Origin of the sequence: Pseudomonas sp. TH37 (assembly GCF_016650735.1) — a bacterium.
GTDB classification, from domain to species: Bacteria; Pseudomonadota; Gammaproteobacteria; order Pseudomonadales; family Pseudomonadaceae; genus Aquipseudomonas; species Aquipseudomonas farris.
In genome coordinates this window covers 247,262-272,254 of record NZ_JAEKFD010000003.1, presented here as the reverse complement: position 1 = coordinate 272,254, position 24,993 = coordinate 247,262, and the positions used below count along the sequence as shown (strand labels likewise).

Genomic DNA, 24,993 nt, shown 5'->3' with positions numbered 1-24,993 from the left:
GTTTTTTCTCCCGTAGTTGGCGTAGAGTTTGTTCACTGTGTTTGCATGGGTCGCTTGGAATCGTGACCTGGGCAGTAGCCTACAAGTTAGCTACATCCCGTTCGACGTCTTCTTACTCTCCTGCAACCAGCCCCAGTACTCTTTCACGAGAAGGAGACTGTCATTCATTTTTGCGTCAAAGGAAATAAGAAATGTCCCAACGTCAGAGCGGTACCGTCAAGTGGTTTAACGACGAGAAAGGTTTTGGTTTTATCACTCCAGAAAGCGGTCCGGATCTGTTCGTACATTTCCGCGCTATTCAGGGCAACGGCTTCAAGAGCCTGAAAGAAGGCCAGAAAGTGACTTTCGTTGCTGTGCAAGGCCAGAAAGGCATGCAGGCTGACGAAGTACAAGCAGAAGCCTGATCTTCTGTAACGAAAAAGCCCCTGATGCTGACATCAGGGGCTTTTTTGTGCGCGTAAATCCGTAAAATGGCTTCTTTTTCCGTTCAGAGGCTGCCATGTCGAAACACCTGCTCAACCCACAGGGCGACTTCCCCGCCGTCGGCCTGGGTCGTCGCCTGGCAGCGATGTTCTACGACTTTCTGTTATGCACCGCCCTGCTGATCGTCACCAGCGGCATTTACAAGATGATCCAGATGGCGATCATCGGCGAAGGCCAAATGCGCGCCATGACCGACGCCGGCGCGCTGGATGGTGATCCGCTGTTATCGACGGTGCTGTTGTTCGTGCTGTTCGGTTTTTTTGCCAAGTTCTGGACTTGGTCGGGGCAGACTCTGGGGATGCAGGTCTGGGGCATCCGCGTGCAAAACGCCGATGGCTCATCCATCAGCCTGTGGCAGTCGCTGCTGCGCTTTGTGGTGTCGATCGCGTCCTGGCTATGTCTTGGGCTGGGATTCTTCTGGTCGCTGTTCGACAAGCAGAAGCGCAGCTGGCATGACATCTATTCCAACACCCAGTTGGTGCGGATCCCGAAGAAGACCAAGTAATTTTGCCGTATGGAAATCACTGTGGGAGCGGGCTTGCTCGCGAAATCGGTGTGTCAGACAACATCAATGTTGACTGATACGCCCTCTTCGCGAGCAAGCCCGCTCCCACAGTTTTTGCGACTTAACTGAGAGCTCTTAAGCGTTGCCGGCCAACTTCATCCGCGCCGCCTGCGTGAAATCAAGCATCCGCTTCAACGGCCGCACCGCCTGCGGAATCAACGCCGGATCAACGAAGATCTCGTTGGTCCCCTCGCGCAAGCTCTTCAGCGTGCGCTCAAGCGTATTCATCGCCATCCACGGGCAATGCGCGCAACTGCGGCACGCTGCGCCGTTACCGGCCGTAGGCGCTTCGATAAAGACCTTGTCCGGGCACAGCTGCTGCATCTTGTAGAAGATGCCGCGGTCGGTCGCGACGATCAGGGTCTTGTTTGGCAGACTTTGCGCAGCAGCGATCAGTTGACTGGTGGAACCCACCGCGTCGGCCAAGTCGATGACTGCGGTCGGCGACTCCGGGTGCACCAGAATGGCCGCATCCGGGTACAGCGCCTTCATGTCTTCGAGCTGCTTGGCCTTGAACTCTTCGTGGACGATGCAAGCACCGTCCCACAGCAGCATGTCGGCACCGGTCTTGCGCTGGATGTAAGTACCCAGGTGCTTGTCCGGGGCCCAGATGATGGTTTCGCCGTTATCCATCAGGCTTTCAACGATTTCCAGCGCACAGCTGGAAGTCACCACCCAGTCCGCCCGCGCCTTGACCGCCGCCGAAGTGTTGGCATACACCACCACCGTGCGCTCCGGATGCTGATCGCAGAACGCCGAGAACTCGTCTACCGGGCAACCCAGGTCCAGCGAGCAAGTCGCTTCCAGGGTCGGCATCAATATGCGTTTTTCAGGGTTGAGGATTTTTGCGGTTTCGCCCATGAACTTCACACCGGCGACCACCACGGTCTTGGCCGGATGGGCATTGCCGAAGCGGGCCATCTCCAGAGAGTCGGAAACGCAGCCACCGGTTTCTTCGGCCAGGGCCTGAATGACCGGATCGCAATAGAAGTGGGCAACCAGCACCGCGTCCTGAGCCTTGAGCTCGGCAGCGATGGCAGTACGGTAATAAGCCTCTTCCTCGGCCGTCAGCGGTTTGGGCTGCTTGGCGTCGAGGTGGGCTTGAACCAGAAGGCGTTCGGAAATCTGCGTCATGTTCGCAAGACCTGCAGGCGCTTTCGCGCGAAAGTCGAGTATACACCCGGCTCCGGACCCTTCGGGGTACCGCCGGGAGAGTGAGTATTCATCAGGCGTGGATAGCGTTGAAGCTGCGCAAGGCTACAGAATATCCCGTGGATGCAAAAGATGATTCTGACCTGCATCACCCGGACTGAGTCGAGCTCAAATCGCGGGCAAAAAAAAACCCGGAAATCCTCACTTACGTGGGCCTTCCAGATTTTTTAAAATGGTGGGTCGTGTGGGATTCGAACCTACGACCAATTGGTTAAAAGCCAACTGCTCTACCAACTGAGCTAACGACCCGCTGTGTGGTGGCGCGTATAATACTGATTTTTAAGGACTATTCAACACCTAATTTGAAATAAATCAAAAATAAGGTGTTGGGTCAGTCACACCGGCCGCCGCGAAGCCTTCTGCACGCAGGCGGCAGCTGTCGCATTTACCGCAGGCGCGGCCATTATCGTCTGCCTGATAGCAGGAAACGGTCAGCCCGTAATCGACGCCAAGCTTCACGCCGACCTGAACGATCTGCGCCTTGCTCAGGTTCTGCAGTGGCGCCTGGATACGGAAGCCCTGCCCTTCTACTCCAGCCTTGGTCGCCAGGTTGGCCATGCGTTCGAAGGCTTCGATGAACTCGGGACGGCAATCCGGATAACCGGAGTAATCCACCGCGTTGACACCGATAAAGATGTCACGTGCGCCCAGCACTTCGGCCCAACCCAGCGCCAGGGACAGAAACACGGTGTTGCGCGCAGGCACGTAAGTCACCGGGATACCTTCACCCGGCGTTTCCGGCACATCGATGCTAGTGTCGGTCAGGGCCGAGCCGCCGATACCGTTCAGGTTCAGGCCGATCACCTTGTGCTCGACCACACCCAGGTCTTGGGCGACGCGTGCGGCGGCATGCAATTCGGCGTGAGACCGCTGACCGTAATCGAAGCTCATGGTGTAACAGCGGTAGCCTTCAGCACGGGCCATGGCCACGACTGTCGCGGAGTCGAGGCCGCCGGACAGCAAGATGACCGCACGTTTTTCTGCAGTGTTCGTTTGTTCAGTCATTTCAGCGCCCCGGCTCGTCGTTCCAAAGATATTTATGCAGCTGCAATTGCAGACGCACAGGCAGATTGTCCGCCACCACCCAGTCCGCCAGATCACGCGCGTTCAGGTCATGGTGGCTCGGCGAGAACAGGACTTCGCCGGCACGCTGATCCAGACCGTATTGAATCAGCTTGGAAACGGCCCAGTCGTAGTCTTCCCGCGAGCAGATGACAAACTTTACCTGATCGTTAGGCGTGAGCAGCTCGATGTTCTCGTAGCGGTTACGGTGCGCTTCTTTCGAACCCGGGGTTTTCAGGTCGACGACGCGACTGACCCGTGGATCGACCGCCGAGATATCCAGCGCGCCACTGGTTTCCAGGGACACTTCGTAGCCGGCGTCACACAACTGCTTGAGCAAGGGAATGGCATTCGGTTGCGCCAGGGGTTCGCCACCCGTGACACAAACATAACGCGGACGAAAACCGGCCACTTGCTCGAGGATGTCGTCGAGCGTGCGAATGGTGCCGCCAGTGAACGCGTAGGCGCTGTCGCAGTATTGGCAACGCAATGGGCAACCGGTCAGGCGCACAAAAACAGTGGGCAGCCCGGCAGTCCGCGTTTCCCCCTGCAACGAGTAGAAAACTTCGGTGATTCTCAATGTGTCTTGCATAGTCGCCACGGGCGTAACAGCTAAACAGGCTGTCCGCCTCCGTCAGGCACTTCAAGGAACCTCGCCAACGCGCAGATCCCAAAAAGCGTGTTTCATAAAAAGGGGGTGAATTCTAACGAAAAAACCCGCGACAAGCGCGGATTTCTTCGAAACGGGTCAAGCAGCCCTTACATTTTTTGCAGATCACGCTGGGCCAACTGAGCGGCGGAAGTACCCGGATATTGGGACACAACCTGCTGCAGAATGCCTTTGACCCTGTCGGTATGACCGAGGCGGCGCTCTACATCAGCGAGCTTGTACAGCGAATCAGGCACTTTGGGGTGCTTGGGGTACAGCTGCGAAACCTTGGCAAATGCCTGACCTGCACCTTGCAGATCGCCTTTGGCCAGGTTCACTTCACCCAACCAGTACTGGGCATTGCCCGCGTATTGGCTGTTCGGGTATTTGCGCAGAAATGCGGCGAAAGCCTGGCTGGCCTTGTCGAAATCCTTGGCTTTGATCAGGTCGAAGGCTGCATCGTAATACAGTTTTTCCTTCGCCGGATCAGCCGGTTCGCCGCCCGCGGCAGGCGCTTGTGTGGAAGTGGCAGCGGCTGCCGCTCCGGCACCTGCGCCAGCTGCTGCTCCGGGGGCATTCAAATTGCCACCGGTGGAAGAATTATCAGGAGTCGCGGCTGGTGCAACGCCGGTTCCTATGCGCCGATCAAGATCCTGATATCGCTCCAGGTTCTCTTGCTTCATGCGCGCTACATCATTTTGCAGAACTTCGATCACACCCTGTTGGCGTGAGATCTGCTCCTGCATCGATTGCAGTTGGTTGAACAGCTCGCCCTGTGCCGAGACAGGGGCCGAAACCCCTCCCCCGGCATAGGCGCCGTTCGTACCGTAACCCGCAGGCGGATAACTACTCCCGCTATTGTTATAGCCGGAGTTGTCCTCGACCACAGGAACCGCAGCCCACACCGCAAGCGGTGCGAGGCTGAGAGCCAAAACAGTTACAGCACGACGGCACGTTCGCATGACGAATTACTTACGCAGTTCGACGCGACGGTTTTGAGCCCAGGACTGCTCGTCGTTGCCGGTAGCAACTGGACGCTCTTCGCCGTAGGAAACCAGTTCCAGCTGAGCTGGGGAAACACCTTGCAGTACCAGGTAGCGCTGAACGGCTTTCGCACGACGCTCGCCCAGTGCCATGTTGTACTCACGAGTACCACGTTCGTCGGTGTTGCCTTCCAGAACAACGCGAGCGCCGTTTGCTTTCAGGTCTTTGGCGTGAACGTCCAGAGCGCGCATGGCTTCTGGCTTCAGGTCCGAGCTGTCGTATTCGAAGTAGAAGGTGGTGATTGCGCGCAGAGCAGCTTCTTCGCTCAGGGAGCCGTCAACAGCACCAGTGTTTGCGCCGTAACCAGCGTTTGGATCAACAGCGCCTTCACCGGCATTGTCGCCGCCTTTGGACGAGCAACCTACAGCTACAGCCATGGCCAGAGCCAGCGCAGCAAATTTACCAAACTTCAGCATTTCCATCGTGAAACTCCTAATGAACCCCAGTGTGTTAAGTACAACGTGTAGCGCCGCGTCAGTTCAGGTAAGGGGACCAGGAAGGTTCTCTGACTTCGCCTTGTGCGGTAGGAAGCGGGAGCCTTACGCGTCCATTAATGGACACGAGCATCAAGACTCCCCGGCCCTGCTGGCGGGTGGCGTAGATTACCATGGTGCCGTTGGGCGCAACAGTAGGTGACTCGTCCAGAGTGCTATCAGTGAGGATCTTTACACTACCTCGCTGCAAATCCTGGGCTGCCACCTTGAAATTGGTGAAGCCTTCCTGACGATGGATCATCACCAGGGTCTTTTCATCGGCCGACAGTTTAGGGTTGGCGTTGTAGTTACCGATAAAGGTCACACGCTCCGCACCACCACCGCTTGCGCTGGTTTTGTAGATCTGTGGCTTACCGCCACGGTCGGAGGTGAAGTAGATGGTAGAACCATCTTTACCCCAGAACGGTTCGGTGTTGATGCCTTGACCGTTGGTGACGCGACTGATCTGACGCGAACCCAGGTTCATTACATAAATGTCCGGGTTGCCGTCTTTCGACAGTACGAACGCCAGGCGCTGACCATCCGGCGACCATGCTGGCGCACCATTCAGGCCTTCGAAGTTGGTGATCTGCTCACGGCGACCGGTGTCGATGTTCTGCATGAAAATGCGCGGACGCTTCTGCTCGAACGACACGTAGGCAATACGCTTGCCATCCGGTGCAAAACGCGGCGACAGGATTGGCTCGCGCGATTGCAGCAGCGTCACGGCACGGGCACCGTCATAGTCCGAACGTTGCAGCGTGTAGCGAGTGTTCTTCTCGGAGAACCGCTCGGCCGTCACGTACAGCAGACGAGTCGAGAACGCACCTTTGATACCGGTGAGTTTCTCGAACGACTGGTCGGAGATGTAGTGCGCCATGTCGCGCAGTTGATCGACGCTGCCCGACACGCTGCCGGTCAGCACTTGCTGCTCGGTGGCGACGTTGAACAGTGCGTATTGAACCTGCAGGCGACCGCCCGCTGGAACGATACTGCCGACCATAATGTACTGGGCGCCAACAGCCTTCCAGTCACGGAAAATGATTTCGCTCGCCTGGCTTGGCTGGCTGATCATGTTCTGCTTTGGAATCGGTGCGTAGTAACCCGAGTTACGCAGGTCGTTACCGATGATTTCGGCCATGTCATCCGGCAGCACGGTGCCACCCTGGAAACCGAATGGCACTACGGCAATTGGAGTTGCCTGGGAGCTACCACTGCTGACCAGGATATTTTTTTCATCTGCCGTGGCCAGTCCCGCAAAGCAGAACATGACTACAAGCAGTCCTCGAAGAAGGTTTCTCACAAGGCTAGATCCTCAGGTGTGAATGTCATCTTGAATGAACGATAGGGTGCGAAATCAGCTGGCTTCAGACCCTGCATTTCGGTCAATCGACCAATATTTTTTACCGCCGCTACCGCTGAACTGTCGAACGGCACATCACCACTGGAACGGGCAACCGATACGCCGGAGATCGTTCCGTCAGGCAGCATGTTGATTTGCAGGATCACTTTCATGCCCTTGCGGGCCGACGGTGGCTGCGCCCAACCTTCAGAAGCACGCGAGCGAATCAGGTCATCGAAGTTGCCGGCGACTTCGTCACCCTGCTCATCGGCCAAGGCCTGCTGACGCTGCGGCGTGTCGGAAAGCAAATCTGCCAGGGCCTGAGCCTTTTTCTCATCGACGGATTTACGTGCCGCTTCCTGCGATTTTTTCTTCGCGGCATCGGCAGCAGCTTTCTTCTTCGCGTCTTCGGCGACTTTCTTCTTCGCCTCTTCAGCTTCAGATTTCTTCTTGGCGTCTTCCGCGGCTTTCTTCTTCGCGTCTTCGACGATCTTTTTCTTCGCTTCTTCAGCGGCCGCTTTCTTGGCCTCTTCTTCAGCAGCTTTCTTGGCTTCTTCTTCAGATTTCTTCTTGGCTATATCAGCCAATTGTTTCTCTTCGGCCTTTTTGGCTTCGGCGGTCTTCTTGGCTTCATCGGCTTTCTTGGCTTCATCAGCCTTTTTTGCCTCTTCCGCTTTCTTCGCCTCGTCGGCCTTCTTGGATTCTTCGGCTTTTTGAGCCGCATCTTCCTTCTTTTGTTCCGCGGCCTTGATCGCTTCCTGCTCGATCTTTTTCTGTTCCATCTGTTCGACTTCGGTCTGGCGCGCAGCAGATTTCTGCGCTTCACCCGCAATCTTCTGATTGGTTTGGGTGGTCGCCCGACTTTTCGATTTCAACTGGTACAGGGTCGCCTGGACGATCGGCTTGGCCGGCGGCAGCTCCGGTGTGAAGGCGAAACTGACAAACAGCATGCCGAAAACCAGCACGTGCAAGACAATCGCCCAGACACTAGGCCAGAAGTAGCTTTCCGAGGCGGACGGCTCTCGCATTTGCTGCATCAGGGTGCCTCGGTAATCAAGCCAACATTACCGACCCCGGCTTTCTGCAACCCGCCCATCGCGCCCATGACGGAGCCGTAATCGACAGTCTTGTCGCCGCGAATGAATACCTGGGTACGCTTGCCGCCTTCAGTACCGGCGCGAATGATCTTGGTCACCGCGTCAGTCATTTGCGGCAAGGTCATGGCCTTGTCCTGCTGCTTTTCGGTGTCGACTTCGCTGCCAAGGTTCCAGTAGTAGGTCTTGTCAGACTTGATCGAAATGGTCAGGACCTGAGTGTTGTTGTCCTGCGGCAAGGCTTCGCTGGAAACCTTGGGCAGATCAACTTTCACGCCCTGATTGAGCATCGGCGCGGTCACCATGAAGATGACCAGCAGTACCAACATCACGTCGATGTAAGGCACCACGTTCATCTCGGCAACCGGCTTGCGCTTTTTGCGAGCTCGAGCGATTAAAGCCATTGGAAATTACCTGCTTATTCTTCGCTGGTGTGCACTTTGCGGTGCAGGATCGCCTGGAATTCGTCGGCGAAGGTGTAGTAACGGCCCAGCAGGGTTTCGCTGCGAGCAGCAAAACGGTTGTAAGCGATAACGGCCGGGATGGCGGCGAACAGACCGATCGCGGTAGCAATCAGTGCTTCGGCAATACCCGGGGCCACAGTGGCCAGGGTCGCTTGCTGGGCAGTTGCCAGACCACGGAAGGAGTTCATGATGCCCCAGACCGTACCGAACAGACCGATGTACGGGCTGACGGAACCGACGGTGGCGAGGAATGGCAGGCTCTGCTCGAGCTTTTCTTCCTCGCGGGAGATGGCCACGCGCATGGCACGGGCCACGCCTTCCATGACCGCTTCCGGGTCAACGCCTGCCTGCTGACGCAGACGGGAGAACTCCTTGAAGCCGGCACGGAAGATCTGCTCGACGCCCGAATCCGGATCAGGGTTGCTACCGGCCTGACGGTAGAGTTTGGACAGGTCGATGCCAGACCAGAAGCGCTCTTCAAAGCTCTCCAGGGCACGTCGACCGGCGCGCAGCAAGTTGCTGCGCTGAAAAATCATGATCCATGAGGTCACCGATGCGGCTACCAGGATCAGCATTACCAGTTGCACCACAATACTGGCATTGCTGACCAGGCTCCACATGGAGGAATGGTCGACGACGTTAGCTTCCACGCTTTATCTCCTGCTTTGAGTGTGTACCCGCGCCGCTCACGTCGGCAAAGGCCGCACGTAGAGCTTCGGGAATGGCCCGGGGTTTTAAACTGTTGGTGCGCACACAGGCCACCAGAAACTGCCCTTCGCAGAGCAGCGCATTATCCGTAGCCCGCCTGACTTGCTGCTTGAAGCGCAGGCTGACCCGGTTCAATTCAATTACTTCAGCGCTTACCAGCAGTTCGTCGTCCAGTCGCGCCGGCGCGTGGTAACGCGCTTCGCTGGAATGCACGACAAACAACAGGTCCTCCCCTGCCAGCGCCGACTGGGCAAAGCCCAGCTCTCGGAGCCGCTCGGTTCGAGCCCGTTCCATAAACTTGAGGTAATTGACGTAATACACGATGCCGCCCGCATCGGTGTCCTCGTAATAAACGCGACAACGATGTGCGAAAGGCTCAAGCCCGTTTTGCGCGCGCATACTCTAGTGCTTACTCCTCAGGTTGCCAATCCGGCCAGGCAACTGTTTTTCATTGATTCGCGGCTTTCTGGCGAAAGTACGGTCCTGGGACAGCACAAACCCCGAATAAATCAGCGCGCAAAGGTGACTAATCGTCCACGGCATCGAGGAACTCGTCTACCACGGGCATCTCGCCTAATCGTGACGGGATGTTTAAACCGAAGTGCAGGTACGCATGCCGAGTGACCACCCGCCCCCGCGGAGTGCGCATGATATAGCCCTGCTGGATCAAATATGGCTCCAGCACGTCTTCAATGGTGTGGCGTTCTTCGCTGATCGCCGCCGCCAGACTGTCCACCCCCACCGGCCCACCGTCGAATTTCTCGATCATGGTCAGCAGCAGGCGTCGGTCCTGATGATCGAAACCACGCTCGTCGACATCCAGCAGGTTCAGCGCCAGGTCGGCGATCGGCTTGGTGATGTGGCCCTTGGCGCGGACCTCGGCAAAATCCCGGACCCGACGCAGCAAGCGGTTGGCGATCCGCGGCGTGCCACGGGCACGGCGGGCGATTTCGAAGGCGCCTTCCGGGTCCAGCGGCAAACCGAGAATGTTCGCCGAACGGCTGACAATCGTTGCCAGGTCGGCGGTGTTGTAGAACTCCAGACGCTGAACGATCCCGAAACGGTCGCGCAACGGGTTGGTCAGCATGCCGGCCCGGGTGGTTGCGCCGACCAGGGTGAACGGCGGCAGATCGAGTTTGATCGAGCGCGCGGCCGGCCCTTCGCCAATCATGATGTCGAGCTGGAAATCTTCCATGGCCGGGTACAGCACTTCTTCGACGATCGGCGACAACCGATGGATCTCGTCGATGAACAGCACGTCATGGGGTTCAAGGTTGGTCAGCAACGCCGCCAAATCACCCGGACGCTCGAGGACCGGCCCCGAGGTGCTTTTGATCGACACACCCATTTCCTGGGCAATGATGTTGGCCAGGGTGGTTTTACCCAGGCCCGGCGGGCCGAAAATCAGCGTGTGGTCCAGGGATTCATTGCGTCCGCGCGCGGCCTGGATGAACAACTCCATTTGCTCGCGAACGGTCGGCTGGCCAATGTATTCGGCCAGGCTGACGGGACGAATCGCCCGGTCCTGGACTTCCTCGCGGTCACGGGGACCTCCCGTGGCGGCGATCAGACGATCAGCTTCAATCACTTAGATCATTCCCTTAAGGGCACGACGAATCATGTCTTCACTGCTCAAACCTTTCTCCTTGATCGCGGAAATCGCCTTGCTGGCCTCCTGCGGCTTGTAGCCCAGGGAAATCAGCGCGCTGACCGCGTCATTTTCGGCGGTGGCGACCGGAGGCGCATCTGGCCCACCCGGCTGGTTTGGCACCAACGCGAACATTGCCGGCACGGTTTCCCACGCTTTGAAGCGGTCCTTGAGTTCCACCAGCAAACGCTCGGCCGTCTTCTTGCCCACGCCCGGCACCTTGGTCAGCGCCGAAGTGTCCTGGGACTGCACGCAACGAACCAGTTCGTCGACCTCCAGACTCGACATCAAGGCCAGCGCCAGTTTCGGCCCCACACCATTGAGACGGATCAGCTCGCGGAAAAAGTCTCGCTCGCGCTTGCCAAAGAAGCCATAGAGTAACTGCGCGTCTTCGCGTACGACCAAATGGGTGTGCAAGGTCAGCGGTTCACCGACCGACGGCAAACGATAAAGCGTGGTCATGGGTACTTCCAGCTCATACCCCAGACCGTTTACATCCAGAATCAGGTGCGGCGGCTGTTTCTCAGCCAAAGTGCCGCGCAAGCGTCCAATCACGTTTCAGATCCTTGAGCCTTGGCCAGATCAGTGCTGGCGACTGACAGAACGAGGGTTTTGCGCCGACAACACAGGCGCAAAACCCTCATTCCATAAAAAATGATTGCTGATGCTATCAGAGACGCAGGCGCCCGCCACGACTGCGTGCTGTACCCAGACCATGAGGCAACAGGCTGGAACGGGTGTGAGCGTGGCAAATCGCGATGGCCAGGGCATCCGAAGCATCGATTTGCGGCTTGCTGGTCAATTTCAGCATGTGCATGACCATCATTTGCACTTGTTCTTTGTTCGCCCCGCCGGTGCCGGTCACCGCCTGTTTGACCTGGGTCGCGGTGTATTCGGCGATTTCCAGGCTTTCCTCGGCACCGGCCACGATGGCTGCGCCGCGGGCCTGACCGAGCTTGAGGGCGGAGTCGGCATTGCGCGCCATGAAGACTTTTTCAATGCCCATGGTCACCGGGCCGTAGGTCTGAATGACTTCACGCACGCCCCGATAGACGATTTGCAGGCGCTCATGCAGCTCGCCGGAGCCCGTGCGAATGCAGCCCGACGCCACGTACACGCAGCCACGCCCGGTATCACGTACCACGCCATAACCGGTGATACGCGAACCGGGGTCGATACCAAGAATTAAAGTCATAACGCCTGCGGGTTAGGTAAGAGCACGATATTCAATACAGCGAATAACAAATGTGGGAGCTGGCTTGCCTGCGATGGCGTAGGCACATCAAACAATGATGTAGCCTGACACGCCGCCATCGCAGGCAAGCCAGCTCCCACACTGAATCTTAGTCGCCCTTATCCGAGCTGTGCGGCCACCGACTCTGGAATGTCGGCGTTGGAATACACGTTTTGCACGTCGTCCAGGTCTTCAAGCATGTCGATCAGCTTCAGTACCTTCTCGGCGCCTTCCAGGTCCAGTTCGGCACTGGTGGTCGGCAGCATGACGATTTCCGCGTCATCGCCCTTGAAGCCAGCAGCCTCCAAAGCGTTGCGCACGGAATAGAAGCCGGCGAAAGAGGTGAACACGTCGATCGAGCCGTCTTCGTGGGTTACCACGTCATCGGCGTCGGCCTCCATGGCCGCTTCCATCAGCGCATCCTCATCAACACCTGGCGCGAAGGAAATTTGCCCCTTGCGCTCGAACAGGTAGGCCACCGAACCGTCGGTGCCGAGGTTGCCGCCGCACTTGCTGAACGCATGGCGAACAGCGGCTGCGGTGCGGTTGCGGTTGTCGGTCATGCATTCGACCATCACCGCCACACCGCCCGGGCCGTAACCTTCGTAGGTCAGTTCGACCATGTCGTCGGTATCGGCGGCACCGGCACCGCGAGCAACCGCGCGGTCGATGATGTCGCGGCTCATGTTCGCACCCAGCGCTTTATCCAGCGCCAGACGCAAACGCGGGTTGGAGCCGGGATCACCGCCCCCCTGACGAGCAGCAACCGTCAGTTCACGAATCCACTTGGTGAAAATCTTGCCCTTCTTGGCATCCTGACGTTCTTTGCGGTGCTTGATGTTCGCCCACTTGGAATGACCCGCCATAACTCGCTCCGAATTATCTTTGAAACATTGCCCGCCACGCCATGATGCGCCAGCCAGCAAAAAAAAATCTCGACCCTATCTATAAAGAAGGGGCGCATCCGAAGATGCGCCCACAAGGTCAGCCTTACTCAGCCTTTGGCGTTTCGCGCAGACGAATGTGCAGTTCGCGCAATGCCTTGGCATCCACCAGACCCGGAGCCTGAGTCATGACGCAGGCAGCGCTCTGGGTTTTCGGGAAGGCGATCACTTCACGGATCGACTGGGCGCCGGTCATCAGCATCACCAGACGGTCCAGACCGAAGGCCAGGCCACCGTGCGGCGGCGCGCCGTATTTCAGGGCGTCGAGCAGGAAGCCGAATTTCTCTTCCTGTTCCGCTTCACTGATACCCAGCAGACGGAACACCGACTGTTGCATTTCCTTGCGGTGGATACGGATCGAACCGCCACCCAGCTCGGTGCCGTTCAGGACCATGTCGTAGGCACGGGACAGCGCGGCTGCCGGGTTGGCTTCCAATTCTTCCGGGGTGCACTTCGGCGCGGTGAACGGGTGGTGCAACGCGGTGAAGCTGCCGTCGTCGTTTTCTTCGAACATCGGGAAGTCGACGACCCACATCGGGGCCCACTCGCAGGTCAGCAGGTTCAGATCGTGACCGACCTTGATCCGCAGCGCGCCCAGGGCTTCGCTGACGATCTTGGCTTTGTCGGCACCGAAGAACACGATGTCGCCGTCAACCGCACCAACGCGATCAAGGATCACATTGAGGTTGGCTTCAGGGATGTTCTTGACGATCGGCGATTGCAGACCTTCGACGCCTTTGGCGCGCTCGTTGACCTTGATGTACGCCAGGCCCTTGGCACCGTAGATGCCGACGAACTTGGTGTAGTCGTCGATCTTGCTGCGCGGCATGCTTGCCGCGCCTGGAACGCGCAGAGCGGCAACGCGGCATTTCGGGTCGTTGGCAGGGCCGCTGAACACCTTGAAGTCGACTTCTTTCAGTTGATCGGCAACGTCAACCAGTTCCAGCGGGTTACGCAGGTCCGGCTTGTCGGAACCGTAACGACGCATGGCCTCTTCGAAGGTCATGTGCGGGAAGTCGCCGAACTCCAGGTCCAGCACCTCCTTGAACAGGTTGCGGATCATTTGTTCGGTGATGCCCATGATCTCTTTTTCATCGAGGAAGCTGGTCTCGATGTCGATCTGGGTGAACTCCGGCTGACGGTCGGCGCGCAGATCTTCGTCGCGGAAGCACTTGGCGATCTGGTAGTAACGGTCGAAGCCGGCGACCATCAGCAGCTGCTTGAACAGCTGTGGCGATTGCGGCAAGGCGAAGAAGCTGCCTGCGTGAGTACGGCTCGGCACCAGGTAGTCGCGAGCGCCTTCTGGCGTGGCGCGGGTCAGAATCGGCGTTTCGACATCGAGGAAGCCGTTCTCGTCCAGGAAGCGACGGATGCTGGTGGTCATGCGCGAACGCAGACGCAGCTTCTCGAGCATTTCCGGGCGACGCAGGTCGAGGAAGCGATAACGCAGGCGGGTTTCTTCGCCAACGTCGGAGAACTCGTTGAGCGGGAACGGCGGGGTTTCCGCTTCGTTCAATACTTCCAGCTCGTAGCCCAGCACTTCGATCATGCCCGACGCCATGTTGGCGTTGGTGGCACCGGCCGGACGCAGGCGAACCTTGCCGGTGATCTTCACCACATATTCGCTGCGCACGCGATCGGCGGCGGCGAAGGATTCAGCGCGGTCCGGGTCGAACACCACCTGAGCCAGACCGTCACGATCACGGATATCGAGGAAAATCACCCCACCGTGGTCACGGCGACGGTGAACCCATCCGCAAAGGGTAATTTCCTGGCCTTCCAGGCTTTCGTTCAGTTGGCCGCAATAATGGCTGCGCATCATGGTAGTGGTTTCACTTCTCGTAATTCGAAATTCGGTTGGAGGTCTTGCCGCACCCCCACACTTAAACAAGGTGCCAGATGATGCAAGAGCTCACGCGTGTCATTCAGCCCGGGCGCTAGACCCTAGTCAGCTTTGTCGCCACCGGCCAGATTCTTCTTGGAACCGGTCTTGAAGTCGGTTTCGTACCAGCCGGTGCCGCTGAGGCGGAAGCCCGGCATGGACAGCATCTTTTTAAGCTCTGGCGCCTGGCAGGCAGGGCAGTCGACCAGCGGTGCTGCGCTGATCTTTTGAATGGCTTCCAACTGATGACCACAGGAAGCACATTGATAGTCGTACATCGGCATGGGGGTTGTCTCGGCGATCAGATTGCTACCGCGCATGCTGGGCTTTGCGGCAAAGGGCGGGATTATATCCATTAAATGCAGCCTGTGCAGCCGTAAGACTGCACAGACCGACACTCGACCCGATCAACCACCAACCGCTAAGCCATGACGAGGCAACTTCCCTCCTTCAGGCTGTGCACGACGCAGACCACGCGCACCAGCCCGGTGAAGTTCTTCACCCCGCCATGACGCAGATGCACTTCGCGATCCACGTGGGACAACAGCGCACTGACCGAGCAGCAATTGACCTTGGCCATATCACCCAAAATATCCCAATAGACCTGCTCCAGCCGCAAACAGGTCGCAAAGCCATTCAAACGCACTGACCGGGACAATGGCTGGGCCAGGCCAATATCGAATTCGCTGACTAATGAATCAATCCTTACGTCCTTGAGTGGACCGACCCTCCCCTCGTTTCGCCTGTCTTCATGAACCATACCGTTGACACTCCTTTGCCATCCTTGCTGCTTATAAGAGTCATATTCCGTTTCCTTATAAAAGCGCAGGCGCACAGGCATATCCAGATGACTTTATGACCATCAACGTAGGATAAGCCAACAACGGAGGGGAGATCATGGAGCACGTCCTAGGCCGGACGTTTTCCCACAAGAACTGACGCAACATCACTCAATGAAAAGGCAAAAGATCCTAGGAACACTGCGCGCGAACAACACTCAGCAAGCGTCATTCGCACACCGGCCAGTGGAAAGCACCGCTGGACTGCCTGATTTGAGTAGACGCGGGCTTTGCTGTTAAATAGGCAGTGTGTCGCTACCGCCTATTTTCCGGGGGTTGCGCATAGGCTGATACCGGGTACGTGTCCAACGCCTCTTATTGTTCTGAAGCGAACCGTGCTCCATCAGCTCTTCCTTGTGATCCGTCTTAACGTGAGTTAATCAAAATGTTGAAAATCGTCCACCTGCTAATGGGCGCAGCAGCCCTGCTGCTGTCCTTCATCCCTAGCCTGCGATCCGAAGCGGTACCTTACCTGCAACAACCTGATGCGCTGTACCTGGCCTTTTTCGGCCTGCTCAACCTCACCCTTGCACCTGTTATCCCATACTGGAACAAAGGCCCGCGTCATCAACTGCAAAACCTGGTCAGCGCCCTGCTGGTTCTGGCTGTCGTGCTGCAAACCCTGACGCTGATCGCCCCGATGCCTGTCATCGCCGGTCAACCTGCCGTTCTGTTCAGTCTGGTCGTTGCCCTGATCGCCATTTTTCTGCACCTGGCCGTCAGCTTCTACAAATCTTCACCGGCCGCCGCCTCGCCAAGCTATGACATGAGCAACCGCGATACTGGCACCGTTAAATGGTTCAACACCTCCAAAGGCTTCGGCTTTATTTCCCGTGATTCCGGTGATGATATTTTTGTGCACTTCCGGGCAATTCGCGGTGAAGGCCACCGTGTTCTGGTCGAAGGCCAGCGCGTGGAGTTCTCTGTCATGAACCGTGACAAAGGCCTGCAAGCCGAAGATGTGATCGCCGCCCTGCCGCGTCGCTGACTCCAAGGCTAAAAAAAACCGCGAACAGCCCAGGCTGTTCGCGGTTTTTTTATGACCTGCTTTTCACTAATGCGGCTCAGTAATGCGGCGGTGGCGCCTCTTCTTCGAAGGACTCGAACTGACCGGCCATTTCCTCTTGCCGCTTGAGCAATGCGGCCATTTGCAGTTGCAGGCGCTCCACTGCGCGCTGCTGCGTCGCCAGCACATCATTCAATGTCTGGATGGTGTCATCCTGAAACGCCAACTGGCTTTCCAGATCGGTAACGCGTTCTTCCAGGCTCATGACTCAACCCTCCAGAAACGTGAAATCATCGGTCAACACCAGGCGCAGCCGTTCGCGAATCGTCGCGATCTGCTCCGGACTGTAGGGTAAAGCCTGCTGCTTGCCCCAGACCGGAGCCGGCCAGGCAGCGTCCTCACGCTTGCGCACAATCACATGCATGTGCAACTGACTGACGACATTACCCAAGGCCGCGACGTTCAATTTGTCCGCATCGAACGAATCCTTGAGCATTTCCGCCAGCGCGGTCGTTTCCTGCCACAGCTGCTGTTGATCTGCGACATCTAACTGAAATATCTCACTGATATCCTCGCGGCGTGGCACGAGGATGAACCATGGGTAGTTCGAATCATTGGACAACAGCAACCGACAGAGCGGGAAATCGCCGATCGGCAACGTGTCTTGTTGAAGTCGTGGATCTAAAGCGAACACAGCGCGCACTCCCCTCTGGTCATCTTTTTTCAGCTTAGCGCCCATACCAAAAGACGGCGGCACCAAGCGACAGGACGGCAGCATACCTGCGAATGCCACGCGCTTCACGACGAACTGCCGCCTGCAGCGCCCTCCGGGCGCCCCGACATGAGCCATTTTGATCTGGAACGCACCATGACAGAACCAGCCGCCGCACAAAAAATGCCGAAATGACCGATAAACAACGGGCTGCTCGATTCGATCACAAAGCGACACTGTGTGAATTCGGTACAGCAATTGAAATTTTTTGCACCAAAACCGCACAACGCGTCTACGCTCAGTGCGTCAGCATCCGCTAACTACTCACTGGCGGGGTGAACCGGTAACGTTTTTGGTTGTCGCCCCCATCAGTTCGATGTGGTAAACACGATGCGAAGCATGGCGTCAAGCCCAAGTAAAACGAGCTTGAACCCCCCGGTTTTATGGGGTTTTTACAGCAGCAGGCAGGCCTTTGGAAAAAAACAGCAACAGAATTCCGATTTGTGCACGCTTGTTGCATTCACACCTATATCGTCTATAAGGCGTCCGCTGGAAGTGGAAGCCTTAAGGCCAATAAAAACAGTGGCAGGATTGCCCGATGGAGATTCAAGTGCAGGACCAGGGACTCTTTTTTACCGATGCTCAAGCTATGGAAAACAACGCTGAAGTTGTCAGTCCGATTGCGTCGGGATTGTGAATTTGCGACATCTACCCAGCCATTTGCGACAGGGTCGTAAAGAAGCTGAAAGGTTAGATGCGCAAGTATCGCCAACATGGTCGGCGTGATATAAGTTTGCGCCGACACAAAAAGAAAGAGCCGCCCGGATAATAAAACAGGCGGGACGGCAGTACTCTTCTAAAAACCAAAGGAGCAAATCACGATGCGCGTGATGAAGTGGAGCATGATCGCACTGGCAGTTGCTGCAGCAGCCAGTACTCAATTGGCTACGGCCGCACCTTTTGTAAGTGACCAGGCTGAAGCCAAAGGTTTTGTTGAAGACGCCAAGTTCGACTTGCTGCTTCGCAACTATTACTTCAACCGTGACCGCAGAGACGGCGCGAACGACCAGAAAGACTGGACACAGGGCTTCTGGGGCAATTTCAGCTCCGGTTATACCCAAGGTACCGTAGGTGTCGGCGTTGATGCATTCGGTTATCTGGGTATCAAACTGGACGGTGGCGACGGCACAACGGGTTCGGGCAACCTGAGCCGCGATTCCCAAGGCCGCAACCATGACGACTTCGGCAAAGCCGGTGCAGCCGTTAAAGTTCGCGTCTCCAAAACTGAACTGAAGTTCGGTGAGATGCAGCCAAGCACCTCTCCAGTATTCGCTGTCGGCGGTTCCCGTCTGCTGCCTCAAACTGCTACCGGTTTCCAACTGCAGAGCAGCGAAATCAAGAACCTGGACCTGGAAGGCGGTCACTTCTACTCGGCCTCCAGCCAGGATGAGATGAACAGCGATGGCGAGCTGTGGGCCACCTACGCAGGTGTTAGCGCCAAGTCTGCCGACTACGTTGGCGGCAAGTACGGGATTACCGACAACCTCAGCGCATCGTTGTACGGCGCCCAGCTGGAAGACATCTGGAACCAGTACTACGCTAACCTGAACTACACCATCCCAATGGGTGGCGATCAGTCGGTCAACCTGGACGGTAACATCTACCGCACCACCGATACCGGTTCCGCCAATGCAGGCGAGATCAGCAACACCACGTTCTCGCTGGCTGCTGCTTACTCGTTCCTCAAAGCACACACCATTACCGTCGCCTTCCAGAAAGTTAACGGCGACGTCCCGTTCGACTACATCGGCGTGGGTGACAACAACCGCGGTGGCGACTCGATCTTCCTCGCCAACTCCATCCAGTACTCTGACTTCAACGCCCCTAACGAGAAGTCTGCCCAGGTCCGTTACGACCTGAAAATGGCCGAGTACGGCGTTCCAGGTCTGAGCTTCATGACCCGTTACGTAAAAGGTTGGGACATCGACGGTACCAACACTCCAGCAGGCAGCCCTTACGCTGGTCTGTATGGTGAAGATGGCAAGCACAACGAAACCAACTTGGAAGCCAAGTACGTTGTTCAGTCTGGCCCGGCAAAAGATCTTTCCTTCCGCATTCGTCAAGCATGGCACTTCGCTAACGCCGACGAAGGCGAAGGTGATATCAAAGAGTTCCGCCTGATCGTCGACTACCCGATTTCGGTTCTGTAATTGCCGAAAGCTAGTTCGCGGTAATCAAAAAAAGGCCCATCTTCGGATGGGCCTTTTTTATTGGCTACAGCATTGTGTTTAACGGTTCAAGCTCTTTCAGAACAAGTCTGACCGAAAGGTCAAACATGTATCGAAAACCGATCATTACACCGTTGCCGACTCCTGAACCATTCGAATAACCCGCTGCGGAAACGGAATATCGATGCCTGCAGTCTTCAAGCGATCACGCGATTGCTCGTTAAACATGAACATTACGTTCCAGTAATCTGCAGTTTTCACCCACACGCGCAGGGAAACAGTGATCGAACTGTCACCCAACATGGAAATAACGGCTTCGGGTGCCGGATCAGCCAATACACGCGGGTCCTTGGCCAGGTCCAGCAATACTTCACGGGCCTTCTGCAAGTCCGCCTCGTAAGCCACACCTACGTCAAACACGACCTTGCGGGTCGGCTGACGGTTGGTGTTGGTGATGATGCCGTTCGACAGATTGCCGTTAGGTACGATGATGGTTTTGTTATCGCCGGTACGCAGTACGGTGTGAAAGATCTGGATGCTGTCGACAGTACCGGCAACACCTTGAGCTTCGATCCAGTCACCGATGCGGAACGGGCGGAACAACAGAATCAGCACGCCGCCGGCGAAATTCGCCAGGCTGCCCTGCAAGGCCAGACCGATCGCCAGGCCGGCTGCACCGATGGCTGCGACGAACGAAGTAGTTTCCACACCGATCATCGACGCTACGCTGACGATCAGCAGAACCTTGAGGATGATGTTCGCCAAGCTGCTGATGAAACCTTGCAGCGCCAGGTCGGCGTTACGCAACGCCAGCAGGCCGCCAAGCTTTTGCGTGACTTTGTTGATCAGCCACCAGCCGACGGCCAGGGTAATCACCGCCAGCAGCACGCGGCTGCCGTATTCCATGATCATCGGAATCCAGGCTTGGGATGCCTTGACCAGGTTGTCCACTTCAGCATTCAAATCCATCTTTTTTCTCCTGATTTCCGGCTACCCGGCACGCAAAAAATGAGCGGCAGAAAGACCAAACCCGTGAGGACCCAGTCGTTTCTGCCGTTGCTTGGGCCTCGGACGTCGAAAACGCCAAGAGGTTCCCGCTTGAAAAGTCAGTCGCGGAAGTTATTGAACTGCAGTGGCATGTCGAACGTCTTGGCGCGCAGGGCCGCGATGGCTTCCTGCAAATCGTCACGTTTCTTGCCGGTGATGCGCACTTGCTCGCCCTGAATGGCGGCCTGGACCTTGAGCTTGGCGTCTTTGACGTGAGCGACGATTTTCTTCGCCAGCTCTTTGTCGATGCCTTCCTTGAGGACAGCTTCCTGCTTCATCAACTTGCCCGAAGCGTAGGCATCCTTGACTTCAAGGCACTGCACGTCGATCTTGCGCTTGACCAAGGCCAGCTTGAGGATCTCGATCATCGCTTCGAGCTGGAAATCGGCTTCCGCGGTCAGGTTGACGGTCAGGTCCTTTTCCTTGAACTCGAAGGTGCCTTTGCCTTTCAGGTCATAACGACGATCGAGTTCCTTGACGGCGTTCTCGACCGCGTTGGTGACTTCGTGTTTGTCCAGTTCGGATACCACGTCGAACGACGGCATGTAATCTCTCCAATAAAAAGGCACGCTCGATAACGATGGAGCGCGCTTGGCTTGCGGTTAAAATCGGGCTCATTATAACGGGTCTTTTCCAACCGATACTGCGAGCCTCACATGCCAGCGACAAACCGGGCAAAAAGCTGATGTCTACCCCTTGGCATATTCTCGGCGCCGGCAGCCTCGGCACCCTTTGGGCCACACGTCTGGCGCGGGCTGACGTGCCGGTCAGGCTGATCGTGCGGGACGCGACACGCTTACAGGCCTATCAGACGGCTGGCGGGCTGACGCTGGTCGAACATGGCGAAGCGCAGCTGTATCCGGTGCCCGGCGAAACAGCCGACAGCGACGAGCCTATCAGCCGTCTGCTGGTGGCCTGCAAAGCCTACGACGCCGAAGAAGCCGTAGCCCGGCTCGTTCACCGGCTGACACCCGACGCCGAACTGATCCTGCTGCAGAACGGCCTCGGCAGTCAGGACGCGGTTGCCGCGCAGGTGCCTCAGGCGCGCTGCATCTTCGCCTCCAGCACCGAAGGCGCATTTCGCGATGGTGATTGGCGTGTGGTGTTCGCCGGTCATGGCTACACCTGGCTGGGGGATGCCGGCCACCCGGTGGCGCCGATCTGGCTGGAGGACTTGAGCGTCGCCGGTATTCCTCATGAGTGGAGCACGGACATCCTCACAAGGCTGTGGCGAAAACTGGCGCTCAATTGTGCGATCAACCCGCTGACCGTGCTGCACGAATGCCGCAACGGCGGTTTGCAGCAACATCATTGCGAAGTCGCCACCCTGTGCGCCGAGCTCACCGAGCTGCTTGAGCGCTGCGGCCAGCCCGCAGCGGCGGAAAATCTCCGGGAGGAAGTCGAACGGGTGATCCAGGCCACCGCGGCCAATTTCTCCTCGATGTACCAGGACGTCGCGAATCAGCGCCGCACCGAAATCAGCTACCTGTTGGGCCATGCCTGCAAAGTCGCGTCGCGGCATCAGCTGAACCTGCCCCACCTCAATCAATTGCAGCAGCGCTTGATCACCCATCTGCGCAGCCTTGGATTGCCCAGCGACTGAGCAGCGGCTACGCTGGCCACTTGTTCCTTTTCAGCGATGAACCTGATGCCATTGCGCCAGCGCCTTGAAAACCTTCCAGTCGGCCAGAAACTGCTGGCCGCCCTGCTGGTGCTGTTGACCACCGTTTTACTGGTCGCCAACCTGACCTTTATCAGCGCCGCCTATTACATCTCCCAGGAAAGCATGGCCCCCCAGGCCTTGCAGACCATCGGCCGACTGGTGTCCAACCCGAGCCTGATCTCCGAAGCCCTGAAGTCGCCGCAAACCGCCGAGCGCCTGCTCAACGAACTCAGCAGCTATACGCCGCTGCGTGCAGCAGCGCTCTATGACGGTAAAGATGTGCGTCTGGCGCAATTGCAACACGGCGACAAGCTGAACCTGCCGGAGCACTACCGGCACCTCGAAGCGTGGCAAGCCACGGAGTTTCGCAGCAATCAAGTGATTACCCTGCCCCGTCCCGGCGTTGCGCCGGGGCACTTGCTGCTGGTGGCCAGCAGCGAGTTGCCGATGGCGTTCTACACCGGGACCCTGACCGCCAGCCTGGGGATTCTGATCTTCAGCGTGCTGTTGTGGCTGGTGATTGCCCGGCAGATCAAACGCCTGATTACCCGGCCGATCCATCAGCTCGAAGAGTTGTCCCGGCAAGTCACCCGGGAAGAGAACTATGCCTTGCGTGCCTCTCGCGGCAACCACGACGAAATCGGTAGCCTCGCCGAAGCGTTCAACACCATGCTCTCGCGCATCGAAGCCCGGGAGCAGCAGCTCAAGCGTGCCCGCGACGACTCCCAAGCCGCTTACGATCAGGCCCAGGGGCTGGCCGAAGAAACCCGTCACACCAACCGCAAGCTGGAGCTGGAAGTTCAGGTGCGCAGCAAGATCGAAAAGAAACTCACCGGTTTCCAGAACTACCTCAACAGCATCATCGACTCCATGCCGTCGGCGCTGATCGCCCTCGACGAGCAGCTCTACGTGACCCAGTGGAATCAGGAAGCCAGCGCCCTGTCCGGCACGCGTCTCGACGAAGCCTTGAACCAGCCGATCTTCCTCGCCTTCGAACCGCTCAAACCGTTCCTGCCGCAGCTCAGGCAAACCGTCGAGCAACACACTGTGGCCAAGATCGAACGCGTTACCTGGCTCAAGGACGATGAGTCCAAGCATTACGCCCTGACGTTCTACCCGTTGATGGGCGGTGCCGGGCGCGGCGTGGTGATCCGGATCGATGACATCACTCAGCGTCTGTCCCTGGAAGAAATGATGGTGCAGTCGGAAAAAATGCTCTCGGTCGGTGGCCTCGCCGCCGGCATGGCCCATGAGATCAACAATCCGCTGGGCGCGATCCTGCACAACGTGCAGAACATTCGTCGGCGCCTGTCACCCGATCTGCCGAAAAACCTCGAACAGGCCGAGCAACTGGGCATCGAACTGGAAACAGTCAACCAGTACCTGCAAGCGCGTGAAGTGCCGAAATTACTCGATGGCATTCAACAGGCCGGCGCCCGGGCGGCAAAAATCGTGACGCACATGCTCAGCTTCAGCCGCCGCAGCACCCGGCAAATGGCCCCGTGCGATTTACCGGCGCTGATCGATCAAGCGGTGGAAATTGCCGGCAACGACTTCGACCTGGCTATCGGTTTCGACTTCAAGGGTCAGGCGATCATTCGGCAGTTCGATCCGGCACTGGGCCCGGTGCCCGGCACCGCCAACGAACTGGAACAAGTGCTGCTCAACCTGCTGAAAAACGCCGCGCAAGCCATTCACCAGCGCACAGACGATCGCGAACCGGGGCGGATCATTCTGCGTACAAAACTGAATCCGCCGTGGGCGGAAATTCAGGTCGAGGACAACGGCATCGGCATGAGCGAGAACGTGCGCAAACGCACGTTCGAGCCGTTCTTCACCACCAAGGAAATCGGTCAGGGCACCGGCCTTGGGCTCTCGGTCTCGTACTTCATCATCACCAACAACCACAAAGGCCAGATGGAAGTGCAATCGACGCCGGGCCAAGGTACCTGTTTCACCTTGCGCCTGCCGTTGTCGGGCACTCCGGTGGTCTCTCAAGAACTCAATCAGCTGTCGAGGTAACCATGGGCTTTCGCTTGTCGAAGATTTACACCCGCACTGGCGACAAAGGCGAAACCGGGCTCGGCGATGGCCGCCGGGTGCCCAAGGACCATCCGCGAATCGAAGCCATTGGCGAAGTCGATACGCTGAACAGCCAGGTGGGTGTGCTGTTGGCCGGATTGGCGGCGCAAAGTGATACGTACCCGGGGTTGAACGAAGTAATCGAGGTGTTGGCGCCCTGCCAACATCGGTTGTTCGACCTGGGTGGTGAACTGGCGATGCCGGTTTATCAGGCACTGAACACGGCAGAAATCGAGCGCCTGGAAGCGGCGATCGATGTGTGGAATGAAGAGTTGGGGCCGCTGGAGAATTTCATTCTGCCCGGCGGTTCGGCGCTGATTGCCCAAGCCCACGTATGCCGCTGCCTGGCGCGCAGTGCCGAACGGCGCTGTCAGCAGTTGAATGCGATCGAGCCGCTGGCCGGGGTTGGGCTGGCGTATATCAATCGGTTATCGGATTTGTTGTTTGTGGCGGCACGGTTGATTGCCAAGCGTCAGGGGATTGCCGAGATTTTGTGGCAAGCGGCAGCGAAACCCCAAGTTTAGTCGGCGCGTCCGAAGACGCCATCGCGGGCAAGCCCGCTCCCACAGGGATCAGCGTCGTACACAAATCTGTGTCCACCACGAACCACTG

Annotated in this window: 28 protein-coding genes and 1 tRNA gene; 7 read left to right on the top strand and 22 right to left on the bottom strand. The window is 57.5% G+C overall.

Features of this window, described 5'->3' with window-relative positions; all coding sequences use genetic code 11:
• Window positions 1-191: 191 nt before the first annotated feature.
• Both JFU11_RS10510 and JFU11_RS10505 read left to right on the top strand, forming a co-directional pair.
• Window positions 192-404: a cold shock domain-containing protein gene (locus JFU11_RS10510; RefSeq protein ID WP_003175786.1), complete on the top strand. Its 213-nt coding sequence runs from the start codon at window positions 192-194 to the stop codon at window positions 402-404.
• A gap of 95 nt (window positions 405-499) precedes the next feature.
• Complete coding sequence (locus JFU11_RS10505; protein ID WP_123719284.1) at window positions 500-988, top strand: RDD family protein; 489 nt, start codon at window positions 500-502, stop codon at window positions 986-988.
• A gap of 135 nt (window positions 989-1,123) precedes the next feature.
• Here JFU11_RS10505 and nadA read toward each other — a convergent pair whose 3' ends face one another.
• From nadA to JFU11_RS10415, 18 genes are all read right to left on the bottom strand, one after another.
• Window positions 1,124-2,182, bottom strand: a complete 1,059-nt coding sequence (nadA, locus tag JFU11_RS10500; protein WP_123719285.1) for a quinolinate synthase NadA — start codon at window positions 2,180-2,182, stop codon at window positions 1,124-1,126.
• A gap of 251 nt (window positions 2,183-2,433) precedes the next feature.
• A tRNA-Lys gene (locus JFU11_RS10495) sits at window positions 2,434-2,509 on the bottom strand.
• 63 nt (window positions 2,510-2,572) lie between these two features.
• Window positions 2,573-3,265 carry a 7-cyano-7-deazaguanine synthase QueC gene (gene queC / locus JFU11_RS10490; RefSeq protein ID WP_201060571.1) on the bottom strand — a complete coding sequence of 231 codons (693 nt, stop codon included), beginning with the start codon at window positions 3,263-3,265 and terminating at the stop codon, window positions 2,573-2,575.
• A 1-nt stretch (window position 3,266) separates the two neighbouring features.
• Window positions 3,267-3,914, bottom strand: coding sequence for a 7-carboxy-7-deazaguanine synthase QueE (queE, locus tag JFU11_RS10485; protein WP_008072914.1), 648 nt, complete (start codon window positions 3,912-3,914; stop codon window positions 3,267-3,269).
• 167 nt (window positions 3,915-4,081) lie between these two features.
• A complete protein-coding gene (ybgF, locus tag JFU11_RS10480) occupies window positions 4,082-4,933 on the bottom strand; it encodes a tol-pal system protein YbgF (protein WP_201121288.1) in 852 nt (283 codons plus the stop codon).
• Window positions 4,934-4,939: 6 nt separating this feature from the next.
• Complete coding sequence (gene pal / locus JFU11_RS10475) at window positions 4,940-5,437, bottom strand: peptidoglycan-associated lipoprotein Pal (RefSeq protein WP_003178634.1); 498 nt, start codon at window positions 5,435-5,437, stop codon at window positions 4,940-4,942.
• Between the two features lie 52 nt (window positions 5,438-5,489).
• On the bottom strand, window positions 5,490-6,758 hold the full coding sequence (gene tolB / locus JFU11_RS10470) for a Tol-Pal system beta propeller repeat protein TolB (protein WP_201060569.1): 1,269 nt from the start codon (window positions 6,756-6,758) through the stop codon (window positions 5,490-5,492).
• Between the two features lie 29 nt (window positions 6,759-6,787).
• A complete protein-coding gene (gene tolA / locus JFU11_RS10465; RefSeq protein ID WP_201121287.1) occupies window positions 6,788-7,867 on the bottom strand; it encodes a cell envelope integrity protein TolA in 1,080 nt (359 codons plus the stop codon).
• Window positions 7,867-8,319 (bottom strand): protein TolR, encoded by a 453-nt coding sequence (gene tolR, locus JFU11_RS10460; protein ID WP_162556275.1) that lies wholly within the window; start codon window positions 8,317-8,319, stop codon window positions 7,867-7,869. Before tolR ends, tolA begins: the two co-directional genes overlap by 1 nt.
• A 23-nt stretch (window positions 8,320-8,342) precedes the next feature.
• On the bottom strand, window positions 8,343-9,038 hold the full coding sequence (tolQ, locus tag JFU11_RS10455) for a protein TolQ (RefSeq protein WP_052964284.1): 696 nt from the start codon (window positions 9,036-9,038) through the stop codon (window positions 8,343-8,345).
• Window positions 9,028-9,495, bottom strand: a complete 468-nt coding sequence (ybgC, locus tag JFU11_RS10450) for a tol-pal system-associated acyl-CoA thioesterase (protein ID WP_007897031.1) — start codon at window positions 9,493-9,495, stop codon at window positions 9,028-9,030. Before ybgC ends, tolQ begins: the two co-directional genes overlap by 11 nt.
• Window positions 9,496-9,622: 127 nt before the next feature.
• Complete coding sequence (gene ruvB / locus JFU11_RS10445) at window positions 9,623-10,684, bottom strand: Holliday junction branch migration DNA helicase RuvB (protein WP_008006678.1); 1,062 nt, start codon at window positions 10,682-10,684, stop codon at window positions 9,623-9,625.
• Window positions 10,685-11,299, bottom strand: coding sequence for a Holliday junction branch migration protein RuvA (gene ruvA / locus JFU11_RS10440; RefSeq protein ID WP_038981959.1), 615 nt, complete (start codon window positions 11,297-11,299; stop codon window positions 10,685-10,687). It abuts the gene before it with no gap.
• 115 nt (window positions 11,300-11,414) lie between these two features.
• Window positions 11,415-11,939, bottom strand: a complete 525-nt coding sequence (ruvC, locus tag JFU11_RS10435; RefSeq protein WP_007897036.1) for a crossover junction endodeoxyribonuclease RuvC — start codon at window positions 11,937-11,939, stop codon at window positions 11,415-11,417.
• A 158-nt stretch (window positions 11,940-12,097) separates the two neighbouring features.
• Complete coding sequence (locus JFU11_RS10430) at window positions 12,098-12,844, bottom strand: YebC/PmpR family DNA-binding transcriptional regulator (RefSeq protein ID WP_008072427.1); 747 nt, start codon at window positions 12,842-12,844, stop codon at window positions 12,098-12,100.
• 124 nt (window positions 12,845-12,968) lie between these two features.
• Window positions 12,969-14,744, bottom strand: coding sequence for an aspartate--tRNA ligase (gene aspS, locus JFU11_RS10425; protein ID WP_095054358.1), 1,776 nt, complete (start codon window positions 14,742-14,744; stop codon window positions 12,969-12,971).
• Between the two features lie 122 nt (window positions 14,745-14,866).
• On the bottom strand, window positions 14,867-15,088 hold the full coding sequence (locus JFU11_RS10420) for a zinc ribbon domain-containing protein (protein WP_010457489.1): 222 nt from the start codon (window positions 15,086-15,088) through the stop codon (window positions 14,867-14,869).
• 137 nt (window positions 15,089-15,225) lie between these two features.
• Complete coding sequence (locus JFU11_RS10415) at window positions 15,226-15,564, bottom strand: ribbon-helix-helix domain-containing protein (protein WP_123719288.1); 339 nt, start codon at window positions 15,562-15,564, stop codon at window positions 15,226-15,228.
• 464 nt (window positions 15,565-16,028) lie between these two features.
• On the opposite strand from JFU11_RS10415, the gene JFU11_RS28275 reads away from it, so the two are divergent.
• Entirely contained in the window at window positions 16,029-16,631 is a 603-nt protein-coding gene (locus JFU11_RS28275; RefSeq protein WP_038981954.1) for a cold-shock protein, read from the top strand.
• A gap of 76 nt (window positions 16,632-16,707) precedes the next feature.
• Here JFU11_RS28275 and JFU11_RS10405 read toward each other — a convergent pair whose 3' ends face one another.
• Together JFU11_RS10405 and JFU11_RS10400 are read right to left on the bottom strand one after the other, a co-directional pair.
• Window positions 16,708-16,914, bottom strand: a complete 207-nt coding sequence (locus tag JFU11_RS10405; protein ID WP_123719289.1) for a SlyX family protein — start codon at window positions 16,912-16,914, stop codon at window positions 16,708-16,710.
• Window positions 16,915-16,917: 3 nt separating this feature from the next.
• A complete protein-coding gene (locus JFU11_RS10400) occupies window positions 16,918-17,343 on the bottom strand; it encodes an HIT domain-containing protein (protein ID WP_007897048.1) in 426 nt (141 codons plus the stop codon).
• An 899-nt stretch (window positions 17,344-18,242) separates the two neighbouring features.
• Here JFU11_RS10400 and JFU11_RS10395 point away from each other — a divergent pair.
• A complete protein-coding gene (locus JFU11_RS10395) occupies window positions 18,243-19,571 on the top strand; it encodes an OprD family porin (protein ID WP_201060567.1) in 1,329 nt (442 codons plus the stop codon).
• 144 nt (window positions 19,572-19,715) lie between these two features.
• On the opposite strand, the gene JFU11_RS10390 is transcribed toward JFU11_RS10395, so the two are convergent.
• Both JFU11_RS10390 and JFU11_RS10385 read right to left on the bottom strand, forming a co-directional pair.
• Complete coding sequence (locus JFU11_RS10390; RefSeq protein ID WP_201060566.1) at window positions 19,716-20,558, bottom strand: mechanosensitive ion channel domain-containing protein; 843 nt, start codon at window positions 20,556-20,558, stop codon at window positions 19,716-19,718.
• Window positions 20,559-20,695: 137 nt separating this feature from the next.
• On the bottom strand, window positions 20,696-21,181 hold the full coding sequence (locus JFU11_RS10385; protein ID WP_007906601.1) for a YajQ family cyclic di-GMP-binding protein: 486 nt from the start codon (window positions 21,179-21,181) through the stop codon (window positions 20,696-20,698).
• A gap of 140 nt (window positions 21,182-21,321) precedes the next feature.
• On the opposite strand from JFU11_RS10385, the gene JFU11_RS10380 reads away from it, so the two are divergent.
• The 3 genes from JFU11_RS10380 to JFU11_RS10370 are packed head-to-tail and all read left to right on the top strand — an operon-like array spanning window position 21,322 to window position 24,905.
• Window positions 21,322-22,239 carry a putative 2-dehydropantoate 2-reductase gene (locus JFU11_RS10380; protein ID WP_201060565.1) on the top strand — a complete coding sequence of 306 codons (918 nt, stop codon included), beginning with the start codon at window positions 21,322-21,324 and terminating at the stop codon, window positions 22,237-22,239.
• 45 nt (window positions 22,240-22,284) lie between these two features.
• Window positions 22,285-24,321: a HAMP domain-containing sensor histidine kinase gene (locus tag JFU11_RS10375; protein ID WP_201060564.1), complete on the top strand. Its 2,037-nt coding sequence runs from the start codon at window positions 22,285-22,287 to the stop codon at window positions 24,319-24,321.
• A gap of 2 nt (window positions 24,322-24,323) precedes the next feature.
• Window positions 24,324-24,905: a cob(I)yrinic acid a,c-diamide adenosyltransferase gene (locus JFU11_RS10370; protein ID WP_007906604.1), complete on the top strand. Its 582-nt coding sequence runs from the start codon at window positions 24,324-24,326 to the stop codon at window positions 24,903-24,905.
• Window positions 24,906-24,993 lie beyond the last annotated feature (88 nt).